The organism is Chthoniobacter flavus Ellin428, assembly GCF_000173075.1.
Classification (GTDB): Bacteria; Verrucomicrobiota; Verrucomicrobiia; order Chthoniobacterales; family Chthoniobacteraceae; genus Chthoniobacter; species Chthoniobacter flavus.
The window spans coordinates 1-17,495 of sequence record NZ_ABVL01000050.1 but is presented as its reverse complement, the minus strand read 5'-3'; the positions used below and the strand labels follow the sequence as shown (position 1 = coordinate 17,495).

General features: G+C 61.0%; 17 protein-coding genes. 7 read left to right on the top strand and 10 right to left on the bottom strand.

Annotation, left to right across the window (positions count from 1 at the left end; genetic code table 11):
* Positions 1 to 195: 195 nt before the first annotated feature.
* Complete coding sequence (locus CFE428DRAFT_RS32210) at positions 196 to 1,293, bottom strand: MGDG synthase family glycosyltransferase (RefSeq protein WP_006983945.1); 1,098 nt, start codon at positions 1,291 to 1,293, stop codon at positions 196 to 198.
* 168 nt (positions 1,294 to 1,461) lie between these two features.
* Between CFE428DRAFT_RS32210 and CFE428DRAFT_RS40715 the strand changes: the two genes are divergently transcribed.
* Positions 1,462 to 2,067: a prepilin-type N-terminal cleavage/methylation domain-containing protein gene (locus tag CFE428DRAFT_RS40715; protein WP_006983944.1), complete on the top strand. Its 606-nt coding sequence runs from the start codon at positions 1,462 to 1,464 to the stop codon at positions 2,065 to 2,067.
* 446 nt (positions 2,068 to 2,513) lie between these two features.
* On the opposite strand, the gene CFE428DRAFT_RS32200 is transcribed toward CFE428DRAFT_RS40715, so the two are convergent.
* From CFE428DRAFT_RS32200 to aat, 7 genes are all read right to left on the bottom strand, one after another.
* Positions 2,514 to 3,038, bottom strand: coding sequence for a hypothetical protein (locus CFE428DRAFT_RS32200; protein WP_042726273.1), 525 nt, complete (start codon positions 3,036 to 3,038; stop codon positions 2,514 to 2,516).
* A 26-nt stretch (positions 3,039 to 3,064) separates the two neighbouring features.
* The gene (locus tag CFE428DRAFT_RS32195; RefSeq protein WP_006983942.1) at positions 3,065 to 3,406 is read right to left on the bottom strand and encodes a hypothetical protein; all 342 of its coding nucleotides are present in this window, start codon (positions 3,404 to 3,406) and stop codon (positions 3,065 to 3,067) included.
* Positions 3,403 to 4,917: a hypothetical protein gene (locus CFE428DRAFT_RS32190; protein WP_006983941.1), complete on the bottom strand. Its 1,515-nt coding sequence runs from the start codon at positions 4,915 to 4,917 to the stop codon at positions 3,403 to 3,405. Before CFE428DRAFT_RS32190 ends, CFE428DRAFT_RS32195 begins: the two co-directional genes overlap by 4 nt.
* 13 nt (positions 4,918 to 4,930) lie before the next feature.
* Positions 4,931 to 5,392 carry a hypothetical protein gene (locus tag CFE428DRAFT_RS32185; RefSeq protein WP_006983940.1) on the bottom strand — a complete coding sequence of 154 codons (462 nt, stop codon included), beginning with the start codon at positions 5,390 to 5,392 and terminating at the stop codon, positions 4,931 to 4,933.
* Entirely contained in the window at positions 5,379 to 5,852 is a 474-nt protein-coding gene (locus CFE428DRAFT_RS32180; RefSeq protein ID WP_083805442.1) for a PulJ/GspJ family protein, read from the bottom strand. The genes CFE428DRAFT_RS32185 and CFE428DRAFT_RS32180 overlap by 14 nt, the downstream gene beginning before the upstream one ends.
* A complete protein-coding gene (locus CFE428DRAFT_RS32175; protein ID WP_131990132.1) occupies positions 5,849 to 6,325 on the bottom strand; it encodes a hypothetical protein in 477 nt (158 codons plus the stop codon). The genes CFE428DRAFT_RS32180 and CFE428DRAFT_RS32175 overlap by 4 nt, the downstream gene beginning before the upstream one ends.
* Positions 6,326 to 6,481: 156 nt before the next feature.
* Positions 6,482 to 7,090, bottom strand: a complete 609-nt coding sequence (gene aat / locus CFE428DRAFT_RS32170) for a leucyl/phenylalanyl-tRNA--protein transferase (RefSeq protein ID WP_006983937.1) — start codon at positions 7,088 to 7,090, stop codon at positions 6,482 to 6,484.
* A 116-nt stretch (positions 7,091 to 7,206) separates the two neighbouring features.
* On the opposite strand from aat, the gene CFE428DRAFT_RS32165 reads away from it, so the two are divergent.
* Genes CFE428DRAFT_RS32165 through CFE428DRAFT_RS32155 form a run of 3 tightly spaced genes read left to right on the top strand, consistent with a single transcriptional unit; the run spans position 7,207 to position 12,051 of the window.
* Positions 7,207 to 7,407 (top strand): hypothetical protein, encoded by a 201-nt coding sequence (locus CFE428DRAFT_RS32165; RefSeq protein WP_006983936.1) that lies wholly within the window; start codon positions 7,207 to 7,209, stop codon positions 7,405 to 7,407.
* Position 7,408: 1 nt separating this feature from the next.
* Positions 7,409 to 8,974: a glutamine-hydrolyzing GMP synthase gene (guaA, locus tag CFE428DRAFT_RS32160; protein ID WP_006983935.1), complete on the top strand. Its 1,566-nt coding sequence runs from the start codon at positions 7,409 to 7,411 to the stop codon at positions 8,972 to 8,974.
* A gap of 35 nt (positions 8,975 to 9,009) precedes the next feature.
* Complete coding sequence (locus CFE428DRAFT_RS32155; RefSeq protein ID WP_006983934.1) at positions 9,010 to 12,051, top strand: hypothetical protein; 3,042 nt, start codon at positions 9,010 to 9,012, stop codon at positions 12,049 to 12,051.
* Here CFE428DRAFT_RS32155 and CFE428DRAFT_RS36495 read toward each other — a convergent pair.
* Positions 11,954 to 12,850 (bottom strand): LysR family transcriptional regulator, encoded by an 897-nt coding sequence (locus CFE428DRAFT_RS36495; RefSeq protein WP_006983933.1) that lies wholly within the window; start codon positions 12,848 to 12,850, stop codon positions 11,954 to 11,956. The genes CFE428DRAFT_RS32155 and CFE428DRAFT_RS36495 overlap by 98 nt on opposite strands.
* Before the next feature lie 76 nt (positions 12,851 to 12,926).
* Between CFE428DRAFT_RS36495 and CFE428DRAFT_RS32145 the strand changes: the two genes are divergently transcribed.
* The 3 genes from CFE428DRAFT_RS32145 (at position 12,927) to CFE428DRAFT_RS32135 (ending at position 17,020) form a co-directional block, all read left to right on the top strand.
* Positions 12,927 to 14,411: an oxidoreductase gene (locus CFE428DRAFT_RS32145; RefSeq protein ID WP_006983932.1), complete on the top strand. Its 1,485-nt coding sequence runs from the start codon at positions 12,927 to 12,929 to the stop codon at positions 14,409 to 14,411.
* Between the two features lie 297 nt (positions 14,412 to 14,708).
* Positions 14,709 to 15,881, top strand: coding sequence for a TolB-like translocation protein (locus CFE428DRAFT_RS32140; RefSeq protein WP_006983931.1), 1,173 nt, complete (start codon positions 14,709 to 14,711; stop codon positions 15,879 to 15,881).
* An 8-nt stretch (positions 15,882 to 15,889) separates the two neighbouring features.
* Positions 15,890 to 17,020, top strand: coding sequence for a beta/alpha barrel domain-containing protein (locus tag CFE428DRAFT_RS32135; protein WP_006983930.1), 1,131 nt, complete (start codon positions 15,890 to 15,892; stop codon positions 17,018 to 17,020).
* 19 nt (positions 17,021 to 17,039) lie between these two features.
* Here the strand turns inward: CFE428DRAFT_RS32135 and CFE428DRAFT_RS38160 are convergent, their stop codons facing one another.
* On the bottom strand, positions 17,040 to 17,336 hold the full coding sequence (locus tag CFE428DRAFT_RS38160; RefSeq protein ID WP_006983929.1) for an ammonium transporter: 297 nt from the start codon (positions 17,334 to 17,336) through the stop codon (positions 17,040 to 17,042).
* Positions 17,337 to 17,495 lie beyond the last annotated feature (159 nt).

Sequence of the window (17,495 nt, the reverse complement as noted above, 5' to 3'; positions counted from 1 at the left end):
GTTTTTTTTTTTCCTAACATGAAATATCCAAAAATACACCCCCAAAGAACCACGATCCGCGACGCTAGATCCAGTGGGCGACTTGAAAGTACCGCTCCCAGGGAACCGCTAGTGTGTGTCTACCGAGAAGCCAGTCGAAAGATGTGTGTAAAGGTCAGCTCTGTGACCGCGCTACCATACCGGTCTGCACGACCCCTACCGCTGCTGCGCTTCCGCCGAGAGCAGGAACTTCGCGATCTGCAGGGCCGCGTCGGGTTTGCTCAAGCGGGTGATGTTCTGCTCCCACGCGTGCCACTCGGCAGCGCCATCGGCAAAGAGGTGCTCGATCTTTTCCGCCAGCGCGTCCGGTGTGCGGCACAGGTCGCCGCAACGGTTTTGGAAAAGCAGTTCGGCGTTTCCCTCCTCCTGACCGGGCACGACCTGGGTCATGAGCATCGGCGTGCAAGCGGCGATGCACTCCTGCACCGTGGCGCCGCCCGCCTTGCCGATGAGGATATGGTGCGTCATCAGCAGTTCGGGCATCTGCGGCGTCCAGCCGTGGATCTCCACCGACTTCCCGGCACGAGAGGCGACTTCCTCGAGGCGCGCACGCAAAGCTTCGTCTTTGCCGACCGTGACGGTGAGGTGCAGCGGTTCCACCTTGAGCAGGCGCTCGACGATCCCCGGCGCCTGAGCCTTGCCGGCGTTGATCATGTAAAGCACGCGAGGCGGCGGACAGGCTGGCCGCGTGGGACGCTCCCGGGCAAAACGCGGCGGCACCGGGAAACCCAAGACGCGCAGGCGCTTCTCCGGCACTCCCGCATGGAACATGACGCGGGCCGTCTCTTCATTCGGCACCAGAAAGCTGTCGCTGCGGCACCGATACCAGATGCTGTTGATGGTGATCGAATCGGTAACGACGGTGTGAAAGGCAAAGGGGCGCTTCGCGGTATTCGGCCACAGGCGCTCCACGAGATAACCATAGATGGGATACACCGACACGATCACGTCCGGTCGCTTCTCCGCGACGATCGCGGCCAGCGCCCGGCGCATCGCCCCGAGGAAAGGCGTGGAGAGCGCGCCCATCGGTACCCTATGGATCAGCGCATAAGCCGTGGCCCACACTTTGGGGGCGCGATTGATGAGATCGAGGTAACCACGCCGGGTCTTCTCATAGAAGGCGCCCCCCGTCAGGGCAAAGAGATCCACGATTTCCGCGTCGGCGCCTGCTTCGACGAGGGCCGCGTGGAGACCGCGGGCAGCGGCATTGTGTCCCTCGCCATAACCGGCAGTAAGCAGCAAAACTTTCGGCATCCGCGGAGTGGAAGCCGTCCGAAGGAGGGAAGGCAAGTGACAATCGTGCGACACCCTGAAGATCACCTCACCGGCAAAAATCTTCTAAGAATCGTTACTTTCTCATTTGCCGCCCTCGACACGAACAGATAACAGCTTTATTGTTCACAGCTTCCATTGTTTCCCACCATGAAGAAAACCTCTGCTTTTACTCTTATCGAGCTCCTGGTCGTGATCGCCATTATCGCGATTCTGGCCGGCATCGCCCTCCCCGTCTTCCAGAAGGTTCTGGAAAAGGGTCACGTCACCGAAGACTGCAGCAATATGCGCCAGCTCGGCATCGGCACTGTCGCCTACCTCAACGACAACAGCGATACGCTTTTCAGTAAGACCACCACCATCCAGGGCGGCTCCAGTAACAGCCAGCTCGCTGCACCGGGTCTGCTGCAGGTCAACTACGTCCCCAGCCCGAAGGTCTTCCACTCGCCCTTCGACAAGCGCCCGGTCGGCGGCAACCCGAACCCGATCAGCTACGGGGTGAACAACAACCTTCTGGACCCGACGAGCGCGACCCCGCAGTGGGACAGCAACTTCACCAAGCTCGCCGCCGCGAGCCAGTTGATCCTCTATTGCCCGGAATACAAAGGTGACCCCACCAACGCGACCTCTTGGACCGGCGTCGAAACCACGCCGATCAGCGTGACCGCCAACGGCAAAGACCAGACCCTTGGGACCCATCAGAACGGCAAGTGGATCGACGTGCTCTACGCGGACATGCACGTGGGGAGCATCTAGCTGAAGGACTTCCAGACCAGCGCCGACAACAGCGCCTCGGGCGGTGTCGATGGCGTCAACGAGTGGCAGCCGATGGGCCATCCGAACCCGGGACAATAATCGGCGAGTTCCGACGACATACGCTTTGCTAAAAGGACGGCGCCACCGCGCCGTCCTTTTTTTAGAGGGTAGTCTGAAATAGATAAACCGCCCTCCTCGCGTGTCATTCTGAGCGGAGTGGAGGGAGTTTAACGACTGGAACGCAGTCGAAAGCCGAGTCTGCGAGACGCCTATGGGACTGCGGGGCAAACCCGGCGGAACAACCAGCCATGATCTCTGGTAAAGCGGCGGGGTTCTTCGACTCCGTGCCCCGCCATCTCGCCACCGGGGCACTCCGCTCAGAATGACACGCGAGGAGGGGGGGGATTTATTTCACAGTCCGGAGAGATACCTTACCAGCGCACCGCTTACAGCCCCTGAAGCGAGAAAAGGCTGCGGCGGAAGGTGTTTTCCAACGACCCGAAATCCGGCGTCCGAGCGACCATTTGGAAAGTGACCAGTTCGTCGTCATGCGGCAGGAACAGGATGTTCATGCTGAATTGCTGGGCAAACAGCACATAAGTCAGGTTCACCTCGATCATTGGCCGCCCCGCCTTCTGCATTGAGCTGACGGCGGCGTCCACCACGGTCACTTTCGCGGCCCCACGGGGGAGCATGCGGACGGCGAGCTCGCTGTAGGCCTTCACATTTTCATTCGTCGCGGGGATCGACGGCTTGCTCGGCCGCGTCGCCATGGTGGCCTCGGCCTGCGGGGTATTCGTCGGAGTTAAGGTGATCTTGTTGCCCCCACCGCCCAACTTCCAACCCTCCGGCGGAGAATACTGCATCACCTTATCCCCATTGTGGAAGGCCACGCAGGGAACCTTGGTCGCTTCGGCAACGTAAAAGGAGTTCGTTGGAGTGAAGTCGATTTCGGCGGAGGCACTCGCCACGACCAAAAGGCTGGCGACAGTCAGAACTAGCGGGTGTACCATCTTTGCTTGTTGTAAGTCACAGTGAAGAACGAACCGGGAGGCGGGTGAGTATAGAAAAGCGTGTCGAAGTTCCAGTTCCGCTTCGGCGGGCTGTAGACATTCCCGTTACCCCAATAGCCGGTGCTCTGGGCGCTCTTGAACAACTCCACCATCGAGCCGTAGTAGGTGAACGTCTGGCTGCCCCAATCCTCGAGGAACCGCGGAAAATTCTCTGCGCCTCCGCTATAGCTATTCGCCCCCGTGCCGCCAGAGCCCGTCGGCACGTTGCCGGAGACAAAGGCGGCGTTCACCGTTGTCGGAGTGGCCTTGCGGTTGCCGCTACTCACGTCCTGCGTGGAATTCGCATCCTTCCAGGCATGGAAAGGATGTTGACCGCATCGGCCAGCACGGCACTGGGTTGCTCCGTGTAGTTAGAGCCATCGGGCATACTCTTCGTCGCCAAATTACCACCCGTTCCATTGTTATTGGTGTTTGCCGGTGTTTGGTGGCTGCTGGTTTGCCCCGTGTTGTAGTCGCCCTGAATATAAACCGCATTTTGGCTGGCAATGGTCAATCCGCCGCTGGGGATAAACGAACCATTCTTCAGACGGATCGCCTTCCGCGAGGAGGAGCTATTACTGGTATCGGAGATATAAATAATCTGCGGATTGGGAATCGGATTGGTCGCCGCCGTGGTTGCGCTGTAAATTTTGCCGACATCCAGTGTCGTCACACCCATCACCGCGCCCTCACGATTATCGGTAAAACTGTCGCCGGTCTTCACCGCGCTGGAATAGGCCGTATACAGATTGGCATCCGTGCCTTTGCTGCTACTGGTCAGCACGGTGCCGTCGCCTTTAGAGATGGTGACGGCGCCGCTCGCATCCACCATGATGCGAATCGCTGCCTGGTCGTAATAGCGAGTATCCGCGATCGGGTCGGCATAGCCGCTGGTCGGGGGCATGATGAATTCCCGGAAACCGATGTCGTTCGGCGTTGTATTCAAAAACGTCTGGCTCGGGTCCACCCCCAGGGGATATTGATATTCGCCACGCGCCGGCGGCAAATTACTCGGCCAGGTGGGAGAGGCCGGCGTCACCGAAGTGTGGTCTTTGTCACCCGGGGCGAAATTTTTGCTTCCCCAATCGTTGACGTAGTCGACCTTGTTATTGAAGGTCAAATCCGCGTAGGCCGTATAGAGACTGTCGTTGGTATGCACCCAGCCGGTAATCGTCTGGTTGGCGCCCGGATTGATCTCCAACATGTCGTTGTAGAAGATTGCGTATTTCCACATCGACTGAACCTGCCGCTCGAAAACGCGGCACATCCGCACGCTGAACGTACGGCCGGCGAAGGCCGGGACGGTGATGTCGGCAGTCGCGAGGTAGTAAGCGCTGCTCGTGCTGGGGTCGGTCCCGTAGGCCAGATTGGGCGAGACGCCCGTGCTATCCACCGTGGTGGGAGACAGGGAGGTATTGCTCAAAGGATTGCCCTGCGGATCCGTGGCCACAATTCCGTAAGCGGAGACGGTCTTCGGCGGTTTCGTGTTTGGCAGGTAAACCGTCGTGGTCGCGGAGAAATTGGGCACGGACGGGAATTGATCCGCCGTTGGCAAGGCAATCCCCGAAAGGTCGGCGGTCGCCGGTGCGTTGTTCAGCTTTTTGCTAATCTGCCGCCACTGGGAGTACATGTACTCCATGCAGCCATCGCCGACTTCGGTGCCGCGGCGATACGAGTTACTGGAAACAACGTTGCGGCTCATCACGGCGGTGAAATTCAGCGCGGCGATGACGCATGCGGAGAGGAAGAAGAGCATCGCCAGAATGGCGAGCATGGTGGATCCTGTATTTTTCTTCATCGGATGAACTTCTCTATTGGTAGGTGGTTAGCCGCGCCCGGTAGGGCTCCATCGCGTTAAGAAACATGTTAGCTGCGCGAAATTTTCGATTCGATGAACTCGTGTCAGCCGTGGACAGATTGATGGCCGCGACGAAACGGTAGTAAGGAGCGCCCAGAGGCGTGGAAGGAATGCTAAAGGGCGTGGTGGTGGTGAGATCGTTGGCCATCACCTTGCCGATACCGCCGGTCTTCTGCCGCCCGTAATACACCAGTTGATTCCCTTGGACGACGTAACTCACCCGATCCGTGATGAAGCAGACAATATTGACGGCCGCCGAGCCTCCAGAGGCGGTGGTGATCGTGGGCGTGATATTCGTCCCGATATTGGCTGGGCTACTATTGGAACCCAAGGTCAGTACCCAGTCGGTGGTGGCCGGCGTCGAACCCGAAGCCGGATTACTGACTAACACCGTCGGAGCCTTAACAATATCCATTTCCACCTGATACATGGGAACGATCAGGCGCTGATTGTTCTTGGGAGTTAAAGGTGGCCGGGGTCCGGACATACACAACGCTCTGGTTGGAGCCATAACCCACGGTGGTGTTGGTCATGGTGCCCGAGTAAGGGGTAATCTGGAAGGGCCCGCCGGCGTAGAGCTGGAAGGAAATGCCGGCCGCCGGGCCATTCCCGGCAACTGCGTTGGGAGGATTCGCATTATCCGTCAGCTGCGGGATGGAAACCGCCGCATGGATATCCTGCTCCATCTGCATCACCGCAACGCGCGCCTCCTGGTGGGCAACGTTCACCGCCGAATTCTTGGCGAACAACACCATGCCGGTGTAGAGGATGTTATAGATAATCGTTCCGGTGATCGCCATGATCATGGTAGCGACCACCATCTCGATCAACGTAAACCCCCGCGCGGAGGATGTGGATGAGTGTCGGTATCTCATGTATCGGAAGCCCGCATGGTATTCAGCGAGACGCTGTAGAGGCGTCCCTTATAGTAGTAGGAAACCGTGACCGTCACCTGGTAGACATACAGGGCAGTCCCACCGGAACTCGCTCCCGCGTCTTTAACAACAGTCTGCATCCAACCGAGAACCTTCTGGCCCGTGCTGGGGTCGGTGTAGACAGCGATCGTGGGGGCAGCGGCGCTCCCCTGGTCGGTTTCTCCGAGCGTCAATTCCGGAGGAACCTGGTTGAGAGCCGGTTGTGGATTGAACGGCCCATCCGAAAGAATGAGGTCGATTTGGTTTTGCGCCACCGTGCAGGCTCCAGTCTGCAGACGGCAAAGGGCGGCATTGGTATTAATCCGAAGCAGCGCCGCGACGGCCGCGGCCGAGGTGATTCCGAATAAGCCAATAGCCACCATCAGCTCAGCCATGGCGATACCAGCAATGCAGAAACGACGGGATGATTTCATCTTGGGAATGCCGTCTCGCAACGCGTGACAGCCTTGCCATCTCTATTATCACTCCGCGTGCCGCACTATCACGGTTCCACTCCACGTAGGGCGTTGCCTCTTAGATCACGTAGTCTTTACATCGTAAACGATACGGTTTCTCAGATTAGCGATGACTTATTTGAGAAATTGAGAATCCTCACCGACCTGTCTCGCGTCGGCAAAGCAGCATTCCTTCTCCACTGCCTCACCCAATCGTCGCTGATATTCCAGGCGCGGAATCTCGATCGCCCCGAAGGTCACCAGATGCGGGGTGAGCCATTGAGTATCCAGCAAGGCGAATCCCCGCGCGCGGAGGCGCTCGACGAGGGCATGCAGGGCGACCTTCGAGGCGTCGGTCGCTTCATGGAACATCGATTCCCCAAAGAACGCCCCTCCAATCGACACCCCATACAGGCCGCCGACGAGCTTTTCACCCAGCCACGCCTCCACGGAGTGGGCATGCCCCTCGCGATGCAGATTCACGTAGCTCGCTACGATGACGTCATTGATCCAGGTCTCATCCCTTTGCGCGCAGGCGCGCATCACCGCCTCAAAGGCCGTATCGATCCGAATCTCGAATTTCGTCTTCTTCAGGGTGCGCTTCAGTCCGTGGGGCACGTGAAAGGTATCCAGCGGGATGATCGCTCGCGGGTCGGGAGAGAACCAGGCGATCTCGCCATTTTCCATCGCCATGGGAAAGACCGCGTGGCGGTAGGCGTGGAGCAACAATTCGACCGGGATCATGCGCTGGGGTTTTCGGGGGCGTCTTATGCCGTATGCCGCCTCTCGACGCAACCTCTCGTCTTCTCTATACTTTCTCTTTCCCTTTTGTTCTGACACACGTTATCAAAACCCCTTTCATGAGAGCTATTCTTGCTTCGATTTTCCTTGTTGGCGCCTGCCTCGCCCTGGGCGGCTGCGAAAGCGACGTCCCACCGGCCACCAACAACAATACCGGCGTAACCAAGTTCGAGCGCGGCATTTCCGGGCAAGGCACCTTGACGCAGCCCGACAAATCGGACGACCCGATCATCAAGGAAAACACGCGCGCTGGTTATTAGCATGGCCGACTCTTCCGCCTCGCGCATCGTCATCCTCGACTTCGGTTCGCAGTACACACAGGTCATTGCCCGGCGCATCCGGGAATGCCAGGTCTTCTCACAGATTCTGCCGCACAACGCGCCGGCGAAGAAAATCGCCGCGCTCAAGCCGCAGGGCATCATCTTCAGTGGTGGCCCGGCGAGCGTGTATGGCAAGGGCGCGCCGCATCCGGACAAAGCCATCTTCGAGCTCGGCATTCCGATCCTCGGCATCTGCTACGGCGTGCAACTCATGGCGCACCACCTGGGCGGCAAGGTCGAGCACAGCACGCATCGCGAATACGGGCCGGGGATGCTGCATCTCACCACCAAGTCTCCCCTTTTCCACAACCTGCCCGAGGTGCTCGATATCTGGAACAGCCACGGCGACAAAATCACCAAGCTGCCCAAGGGTTTCCGCGCGATCGGCAAGACGGACAACTCACCCTACGCCGTGGTGGAGCAGCCGAAGAAGCGCTTCTACGGGCTGCAGTTCCATCCCGAGGTCGTCCACACGCCGCGCGGCAAGGACATCCTCGCCAATTTCGTCTACCAGATCTGCGGCTGCAAAATGGATTGGACGATGGGTTCGTTCATCGACCAGACGTGTGAAGAAGTGCGCCAGCAGGTTGGCGATGATCACGTCATTCTCGGTCTCTCCGGCGGCGTGGATTCCAGCGTCGCGGCGGCGTTGTTGCACAAGGCGATCGGCGATCAACTGACCTGCGTCTTCGTCAACAACGGTCTCCTGCGCTCGAATGAAGCCGAGACCGTGCAGCGCGTCTTCGGCGATAACTTCCACGTGAAGCTGAAGTACGTCGACGCTTCCACGCGCTTCCTGAAAAAGCTCAAGGGCGTGACCGATCCGGAGCGGAAGCGGAAGATCATCGGCAACGAATTCGTCCGCGTCTTCGAGGATGCGACCAAGCAGCTCACCCGCGGGAAGAAATCGAAGTTCAAGTTTCTCGCCCAGGGCACGCTGTATCCCGATGTCATCGAGAGCGTGGCCATCGGGGGCAATCCCGCTTCGCTGATCAAGTCGCACCACAACGTGGGCGGACTGCCGAAGAACATGAAGTTCAAGCTCGTCGAGCCGCTGCGCCAACTCTTCAAGGACGAAGTCCGTGAAGTCGGCGCGCAACTCGGCCTGCCCAAGGAAATCGTCCAGCGCCAGCCCTTCCCCGGTCCGGGCCTCGCGGTCCGCATTCTGGGTGAGATCACCAAGGAACGCCTCCGCATTCTGCGCGAGGCCGATGCCATCGTCGTGGCCGAGATGAAGGCCAGCGACTGGTACTATCGCGTGTGGCAGAGCTTCGCCGCGTTGCTCCCCGTGCGCAGCGTGGGCGTGATGGGCGACGAACGCACTTACGCGCAGACCATCGCCGTGCGCATCGTGGAAAGCCAGGATGGGATGACCGCCGATTGGGTCCGCCTGCCCTACGACGTGCTCGCGAAGATTTCCTCGCGCATCATCAACGAGGTCAAAGGCGTCAACCGCGTCTGCTACGACATCAGCAGCAAGCCGCCGGCGACGATCGAGTGGGAATAGCCACAGCTCGCTAGTCCCCGTCCAGTCGCGAATCGATGACCTGCCGCACCCACAGGCTGGTGTTCGCGGTGTTGCTGGGCCTGCTGGCGATGCTCGGGCTGCGCTTCCAGCCGTTCTCGGCAGATGAGAGCGGTTACCGCTTCGAGATGGCTCTCGTCTCGACGGGGAACGGCCCGACCGCGTTTCAATACGACCTCGGCACCGGCTGGAATTATCGCCAGCATCAAACCGTTTGGGTGCAGGAAAGTGCGCAACCGAGAATCTATCGCGTAGCGCTGCCGTCGGGCGTGTTTCACGCCTTCTCCATCATTCCTCCGGCCAATGTCCATCAGGTTCTGGCGGCGGCGCGGATCCTCGCTCCGGATGGCACTCCGGTCGCTCAGATTCCGACGCAACGCCCTCCGGCGGGAAGCAACAACATCGTCATCCGGGTGGCGAAACCGCTCGAATTGCTCGCCCCGGATGCGAAGAGTTGGGCGGGCAGCGCGATGGATTTCGTGGTGTGCGCGGGCTTGGTGTTTCTGTTGGCCACGCTCTTTCGGCAGCGCGGCCGAGCGGCCAGTTTGTCTGACCGCCTGCGTGGAGTTGCAAAAACCTCAGCAGATTGGACGACCGCTCATCCGCGGCTGACGCTCTTCGCCGTAGCCGCGCTGGCCGTGGCGGTGAGCTGTCACCCCGTGGTGTTCTTCGGCAAGAGCTTCGTCTCGCCAAACAATGGCGTCCTCTGCCTCTACGATGTCCACCCTACCCTGCCCGGCGCGCCTGCCGGACCGGTCGATGCGTGGAGCGGTAGCGACATCAACGCAACGATGTGGGCGCATCTGCCGTATTCGGTCGTCGCGCACAACGCCATCTTCCGCGATCACGAACTGCCCTTGTGGAATCGCTACAGTATGTGCGGCCAGACCCTGCTCGGCCAGGGCATGTCCATGATCGGCGATCCGCTCTACTGGATGACCGTCCTCACCGATGGCGCATCGTGGGCGTGGGATCTTCGCTTCCTGTTTTCCAAGCTGCTCTTTTGCTTCGGCGTCAGTCTCCTCATCTGGCGCTGCGTGCGTCATCTCGGCGTAGCCGCGTTGCTGGCCTTTTCCTGCGCCTTCATTGGTTTCTTCTCGTTCCGGTTCAACCACCCGGCGTTTTTCAGCGTCTCCTATTCGCCGTGGATGCTGCTTTGCTGGCTGTCGATCGCCGAGGCCCGGACCCTGCGCGGCGCCGCTGGGGGAGCGCTGGCGCTGATCGTGACCAACTGGGCCGAGTTCAACACCGGCACCGCCAAGGAAGCCGTGATGCTGATGCTCGGCATGAATGGCATCGGCGCTCTGGCGATTCTTTTCCAGGCCGAATCATGGAAAGCGCGTCTACAAAGGCTGGCCGTGGCCGGTCTTTCCTGCCTCGCGTTTTTTGCCATCGCAGCTCCGCTCTGGGTCACGTTTCTCGACGCGCTCAAGACCGGTTACACGCTCTACGGCAAGCCCGAGGCCGATCAACTCTCCCCGGGGCTGCTCATCGGGCTGTTCGACGATCTCTTCTATCGTCAGCTCATGGACAAGGAGCTGCATGTGGATCCGGCCCTCAATTTTCTCGCACTGCTCGGCGTGTGCTGGGCGCTCGTGGATTGGCGCGCGTGGATCAGAAATCCCGTTGGTAAGGCGACGCTCCTCGTCGCCGGGGTGGCGCTCGCGATGGTCTTTACCATCGTCCCGCCGTCCTTGATCGATCGGCTGCCGTTTCTGAAAAATATCATCCACGTCGACGACACGTTCATCTGCGTGCTCATCGTTCCGCTCTTCCTGATCGCCGGATTCGGGCTGCGTTCCTTTTTGCAACAACTCGCGACGCCAGCGGAGTGGCACCAGGCATGGAGACGGACCCTCCTGATCATCGCCGGCCTCGCGGCGTTGTACTTCGGCACGACCCAAGCCATTCCCTCGGACAACAACTTCGCGCTGCAGTTGACGCATCCCGCGGTGTTCAGTCCCTTCTTTATCGGCTACGCGCTCGCGCTTTTTGCGGCGATCGCCTTGTTGCCGTGGCTGGTGAGCCGGGTGTTGTGGAAACGCGGCGCCCTCGCCGCACAGGTGGTGGCGGCAGTCGTTTGCCTCGGAGTGCTGCACTTCCGTCACAGCCAATGGCTGCAGACCAAATTCGATTACTACGTCGTTACCCCACAACAGCGGGTCGACCTGCAGGCGCCCTCACCTGCGATTCGATTTGCCCAGGAACATCAAGGCGAGCCCGGGCGGGTCATGGGCTTCGGGCAAATCCTGCGGCCCGGCTTCCATTTCCTCTACCGGCTCGAGAGCACGACCAGCTCGGATCCGATTATCGTCCGGGCTCTCCCGGAATGGTACGAAGCGGCCGGCCTCGGTGCGCTGTCGATGTGGTGGCCCACGGTAACCAAAGCCAATATCGCCGCCAGCCAGCACGTCTACGACGCCATGAACGTGCGCTACTACTTCGGCGCGGCTGCCGATAGCAACACGCCAGCGCCCGGCCTGGAAAAAGTCGCCGCCGCCGATCTCGATGTCTTCGAAAGCAAGTCCGCCTGGCCACGCGCGTTTTTCACCGACCGGCTCGTTCGCTACAACGACGTGCGCGCGTTGCTGCATTGGATCAAAGCCGGGGATGGCCGGCCTTTCGCCGCTGCCTTGGCCGGAGATTCCATCGTGCCGTCGCTCTCCCCCGATCAAAACTCACGGCAGATCGTCCCCGCCCGCGACTACCACCTGACAAGCAACACCACCGCATTTACCATCGACGCGCCGGCCGCCGGGATCGCCGTGCTCAACGAGTCTTTCGTTTCGCAAAACTTCCGCGCCTATCTTAATGGGGAACGTGTCCCCTGCTTTCGCGTAAACCACCTATTCAAAGCGATCGCCCTGCCGGGGCCGGGCAAGTTCCGCGTCGAGTTTATCTACTGGCCGCATTGGCTGACCGCGACGCTTTGGGTTGCCTTGGGCGGGTTGATCGTCGTGCTCATGGCTTTGGCTGTTTTGCTCTTCTTCCCCGCGCTCCTCGCAGCAGAGTTTCAAACTCCGCCGCGGCGGGCGACGGCGCATGCCCCCGGCGCGTAACGATCACCAGCTTCCGCTCGACTTTCGGCTCGCTGAGCCGAACCAGCGCACACGCCGGCCTCGCTCGTTGCGCCGCGAGTTCCGGCAAAATCGCCACGCCCAGACCCGCCGCCACGAGCGCCCGCACCGTTTCCAGTTCCCCACTCTCGCAGGCCAACCGCGGCTCAAAACCCGCCGCACGGCAGGCCGCCAGCGCGCTCTCCCGCGCCCGCCCCTTGAAGAAAACAAACGGTTCGCCCGCCAGCGATGCAAGGCTCACTCGCCGATGCCGCGCAATGGCGTGATGCGGTCCCGCGAGAATGACGAAGGGCTCCGTGAGCAGAGTGCGTTCATCGAAAGGTCCGGCCGGGGTCGGATGCTGGATGACTCCCATCTCCACGCGACCACTCTCCACGCCTTCAGCCACGGCCTCGGAAGTGCCTTCCGCAATCACCAACTCCACCTGCGGATGCCGTTTGCGGAAGGCGGTGACCGCGGCCGGCAACAATCCCGCACTGACCGACGGAATGGCGCCGATGACGAGCTTCCCGCTGCGCAGCCCCACCAACTCCTGCACCGCATGGCGCGCCGCGGCGGCGCGTTCGAGCAAAGCCTCGGCATGCCCGCGCAAGGTCTCTCCCGCGGCCGTCAGCGTGCTCTCCCGTCGCCCGCGCTGGAAAAGCGGCGTGGCCAGCTCATCCTCCAGCTTGCGGATCTGTTCACTCAAGGCCGCCTGCGCGAGGTGCAGGCGCGCCGCCGCCCGGGTGAAGTTTCGCTGCCGGGCGACTTCGAGGAAATATTGGAGCTGATAGAGTTCCATCGGAAAAACCTTTCGTTTTGATCGGAAAGCACTGTTTTACCAATGACAGCCTAAAAGGTTCAATGAGGTTTCCCAGATGAGTACCACGCCCGCCTTCAAGCTCACCCGTCTCGCCACCCTCAAGTCGCCTGCCGATTTCCGCACCCAGTGTGCGACGCTCGGCATCGATATTCCCTGCGATGACGAAGTGATCACCGCCGACTCACCGCTCGCGCGGCCGGCCGACGTGGTCGTCAATGGCAAGCGCCCCGGCAACCGCATCGTCATTCACCCGATGGAAGGCTGGGACGGCACCACCACCGGCGGCGTCACCGAAGAGATGCGCCGGCGCTGGCATCGCTTCGGCGAGAGCGGCGCGAAGATGATCTGCGGCGCCGAGGCCATGGCGATCCGCCCCGACGGCCGTGCCAACCCCAACCAGCTCATCCTCATCGAAGAAAACAAAGCCGGCATCGCCGAGCTACTAGGCATTCTGAAAGGCGCCCATCAGGAACGCTACGGCACAACGGATGATCTCGTCATCGGCTTTCAACTCACGCACTCCGGCCGTTTCTGCCGCCCACACGACAAGCGCTGGGAATCGCGCATCGCCTTCCGTCATCCCATCCTCGATCGCAAGTTCAACGTGACCAGCGACGACCAGGTCTTCACCGATGCACAGATCGAAGAACTCATCCGCGATTACATCCGCGCGGCCCGCCTCGCGCACGAGATTGGCGCCGACTTCGTCGACATCAAGCATTGCCACGGCTATCTGCTCCATGAATTCCTCGGCGCGCACACCCGGCCCGGCAAATACGGCGGCAGCTTCGAGAACCGCACCCGCATCCTGCGCGAGATCATCGCCGGCATTCGCGCGGACGGCAACCCGATCGACATCGGCGTGCGCCTGAGTTGCTTCGACAAAGTGCCGCATCGACCCGACCCCGCGCTCTCGCAACCGGGCAAACTTGGCCCCGGTATCCCGGAGGACTTTTCGGACTGCCTGCCTTATCGCTACGGCTTCGGCGTCGATCAAAACGATCCCACGCAGATCGACCTCACCGAGACCCACGCCTTCGTCGCGCTCTGCGGCGAACTCGGCGTCAAGGTGCTCAACACCACCGCTGGCTCGCCTTACTACACACCTCACCTGCAGCGTCCCGCGGCCTTTCCGCCGAGCGACGGCTATCAGCCTGCATATGATCCGCTGATCGATGTCGAGCGGCAGATGCAAGTGGTGCGCGAGATCAAGGCCCGCGCGCCGAAGGATCTCTACATCATCGGCTCCGGCTACACTTATTTGCAGGAGTTCCTGCCCAATGTCGCCCAAGCCATCGTGCGCGGCGGTTGGGCGGATGCCATCGGTCTCGGCCGCGCGGTGCTCTCCTATCCCGCGATGCTCGCCGATGCGATCCAGGGCCGTCCGGTGGAAAAGAAGTTCATCTGCCGCACCTTCAGCGAGTGCACCACCGCCCCGCGCAACGGGATGATCAGCGGCTGCTACCCGCTCGACAAATACTACACGCAGAAACCGGAGTTTCAGAAATTGAAGGAGATCAAAAAGACCATCGGGACTTAACCACTTATTCGCTCCCCTGGGAGCGGCGACTTTCCAGTCGCCGACCGAACAAACGCGCGGAGCGCCATTCCCGGGGCGTCGCTCCGCGACGCAGGGTCTTTTCTAGAAAGTCGCCCCTCCCAGGCAAGCAGTTGCCGCACGCCACATTCAAGACGACCTCCACAGCCACCACAGCTGGTTCTTGCGCCAGCAAACAATCCGCCCAGCGGCTTTTGGGTCTCAGGATGACCCGCGAGAAAAGCGGTTGATCTGTTCGATGCATCAAAGCCACCTCCATAATCCATCCCCAAATAAGCCATGATTCCCAGAACATTCCTTTCCCTCCTCGCGCTGCTCTGCGCGGTACTCCCTCTGCGCGCGGAAGATGATCCTCTCGCCCCGTGGCGGAGCGGCGTCTCGATTCATCCGGTCGCGCCGGATCAGCAGCGCCACTCGATCCATTCGTATTTCAACACCTGCCCGGAGAGCCCCGACGGCAAGTGGGTGCTCTTCTTCACCTCCACTGCTCCCGATGGCCAGCACGGCGAAGTGCGCATCCGCAATCGAGCCACGGGCGAGGAACGGGTGCTCGTCGAAAACCTCGACGTGGAAGACGCCCATCGCGCCGCCTGCCAGCAGTGGGTCTCCAATGGCAAACGCGTGGTCTATCATGGAGAGCGGGACGGCGAATGGTTTGTCGGCGTAGTCGATGTCGCCACGGGCAAGGAGCTCCTGCACATTCCCGGCCGCCTTTCCTGCTGGGGACGACCCGACGGCGATCTCGTGCCGCTTTATGGCCCGCACTGGAATCCCGGCCCGCATCGCGACCTGGAGTTGCTCAATGTGGCCACCGGGGACATCCAAACGGTCGTCACTGCGGACGCCGCGCGAGCGGCGTATCCCGAATGGTTTGCCAAGCAATATGGCGACCAGCCGATCTCGATTTTCTTCCCCATCCTGAGCCCCGACGCCTCGAAGGTCTTCTTCAAGCTGGCCAGCAACGGCCACACCAACGGCAACCCGCGGAGCAAAGGCGCGAGCGCGCGCGAAGGGCTGATCTGTTACAGCATCGCCGAGAAACGTTTTCTCTTCCTGCGGCCGAGTTGGGGACATCCCGCGTGGTGCCCGGACGGCACGACCATCGTCAACACCGCCTTCAGCCTCACCGACAGCAATACCGGCAAGGAGCATCGCGTCCCCGGCCTGCCGGTGTGCCGCGGCGATCACCCGTCTTCGAGCCCCGACGGCAAGCTGCTCATCACCGACTCCACGATGGACAAGTTCGGCGGCAAGGCCACGGACTGGGGCATCATCGTCGCCAACGCGCAGGGCAACGACTACCTCACCCTCGATCAATTCGACAACTCCCACGGCGCGAAATCGTGGCGCGTATCGCATCCCCATCCGGTCTTCAGCCCGGACGGCAAACGCATCTATTTCAACGTGAGCAGCGGCCAGTGGACCCAGCTCTACGTCGCCGAACGCCAGTAACTCTTTCCATGCAAGAACTCATCTCCGATCCGCGCGATCTCACGCCGCAAACCACCTGGCAGCAGACGAAATGGGCCTGGGTGGGCGAAGAGGAGATCGTCGATCACACCACCAAGGCGCGGCTGTGTGCGGCGGCGCTGCTGCCCTTCCGCGACCAGAAGCCGGATTGGGCCGGTTTCGCGGCGAGCATCCGCTGGATGCAAGCGGCGGCGGATCATTATGGCGTCGAACTGGTCGTCGTGCTCAATGCCGATACGGGTTACATCTTCGACCTCGATGACGCGCTTTACGCCGAAGTGTTGCGCCGTTTTCGTGCGGAATTTCCGAAAGCAAAATTCATCGCCGGGGTGACGGCGCGCGGCACGGAGAGCGATACCGCATTCCAGGCCGAGCGCTATCGGACCCTCATCGACATCGTGCAGGAACACGACAACTGCGAGGTGATGCTCATGACCTCGCGCTGGCTCAATGCCCTCGCTCCCGAGCGGCGGCGCGACGCCTATTACGAGATCGCCGAGTGGCTCATCCGGCCGGGAATCGTGCACGCGCTCGAGCCCGCCTTTGTCCCGTGGGCCACGCCGTATGAGCCGTGGTTGCTCTGGCAACTCGCGCAGCATCCGAAATTCGTCGGCGGGAAAATCTCCACCCTCGATGAGCCGCACTTCCTTTACTGGGCGGCGATGTGCAAGGACCTGCGTCTCGATTTCGCTCCCCACAGCGGGGATGATTTCGGCATCGCCACAGCGATCAAGCTGGGGCTGCCACTGCTCATCGGTGCGGCGGTGAGCGGCGCGCCGTTGATCTGCGCCGCGAAGGATATGTGGCTGCAGGATGGCGCACCCGCCAAGAAGTTCACGACTGGCACCGGGCGTTTCGATACGCGCGTCTACAAGCTCTTCGAGGCTTTCCAGTCGCTCGAGGATCAAGTCTTCCGCCTCGATGCACGGATGAGCGCTTCGCCTTACAAGCACAGCACCGCGCACATTCTGCACTCCCTCGGAATCATTGCCTCACCGGAAACGCATCCTGCCTGCCGGGATCTCCGCGGCGCGGATGAAGCCGCCCGCATGGAAGAAGCCGTTCGCCGCGGAAAACGCATGGCGGAGGAGCTGGGGATACCGGGGTTCGGAGTAACTTAAGCTGTAGCCACGGCTGAATTTAAACGCAGAGAACGCAGCGCGGCAAAGCCGCAACCGAAGAGAAGGCACGATCCTCGACGAGGCTGATCGCCACCGCTGCCACCTGCTGCACGACGAGCGTGCCGCTATGGATAAACTTGTCGACGTTCGCTGCGAGGTTGGGGTTGACCGCGTCCGGGTTCACCTTGCCGTCCGCGAGCTTGGCGGGCACCGCGAGGATGCCGGTGATGATCGCTCCCGTCGTGCCGCCCACGGCGTGCACGCCGAAGGTATCCAGCGCGTCGTCGTAACCGATGGCGCCCTTCACGAACACCACGAAAGATGTAAGGAATGACTGCCGCAACCAGGCCTACGATCATCGCACCATTCTGGGCTCACGAAACCGCAAGCCGGCGTGATGACGACCAAGCCCGCTTACGATACCCGAGCAGAAACCGAGGAAGGAGGCGTGACCCTTTGTGAATGATCTCGATGA

Excerpts from the sequence above, each read along its gene's own strand:
- aat (WP_006983937.1), bottom strand. The coding sequence starts at position 7,090 with ATGATCCCGGTCGAATTGTTGCTCCACGCCTACCGCCACGCGGTCTTT.
- CFE428DRAFT_RS32140 (WP_006983931.1), top strand. The coding sequence starts at position 14,709 with ATGATTCCCAGAACATTCCTTTCCCTCCTCGCGCTGCTCTGCGCGGTA.
- CFE428DRAFT_RS32210 (WP_006983945.1), bottom strand. The coding sequence starts at position 1,293 with ATGCCGAAAGTTTTGCTGCTTACTGCCGGTTATGGCGAGGGACACAAT.
- CFE428DRAFT_RS32175 (WP_131990132.1), bottom strand. The coding sequence starts at position 6,325 with ATGAAATCATCCCGTCGTTTCTGCATTGCTGGTATCGCCATGGCTGAG.
- CFE428DRAFT_RS32185 (WP_006983940.1), bottom strand. The coding sequence starts at position 5,392 with ATGGATATTGTTAAGGCTCCGACGGTGTTAGTCAGTAATCCGGCTTCG.
- CFE428DRAFT_RS32135 (WP_006983930.1), top strand. The coding sequence starts at position 15,890 with ATGCAAGAACTCATCTCCGATCCGCGCGATCTCACGCCGCAAACCACC.
- CFE428DRAFT_RS32180 (WP_083805442.1), bottom strand. The coding sequence starts at position 5,852 with ATGAGATACCGACACTCATCCACATCCTCCGCGCGGGGGTTTACGTTG.
- CFE428DRAFT_RS32155 (WP_006983934.1), top strand. The coding sequence starts at position 9,010 with ATGACCTGCCGCACCCACAGGCTGGTGTTCGCGGTGTTGCTGGGCCTG.
- CFE428DRAFT_RS36495 (WP_006983933.1), bottom strand. The coding sequence starts at position 12,850 with ATGGAACTCTATCAGCTCCAATATTTCCTCGAAGTCGCCCGGCAGCGA.
- CFE428DRAFT_RS32190 (WP_006983941.1), bottom strand. The coding sequence starts at position 4,917 with ATGAAGAAAAATACAGGATCCACCATGCTCGCCATTCTGGCGATGCTC.
- guaA (WP_006983935.1), top strand. The coding sequence starts at position 7,409 with ATGGCCGACTCTTCCGCCTCGCGCATCGTCATCCTCGACTTCGGTTCG.
- CFE428DRAFT_RS40715 (WP_006983944.1), top strand. The coding sequence starts at position 1,462 with ATGAAGAAAACCTCTGCTTTTACTCTTATCGAGCTCCTGGTCGTGATC.
- CFE428DRAFT_RS32165 (WP_006983936.1), top strand. The coding sequence starts at position 7,207 with ATGAGAGCTATTCTTGCTTCGATTTTCCTTGTTGGCGCCTGCCTCGCC.
- CFE428DRAFT_RS32145 (WP_006983932.1), top strand. The coding sequence starts at position 12,927 with ATGAGTACCACGCCCGCCTTCAAGCTCACCCGTCTCGCCACCCTCAAG.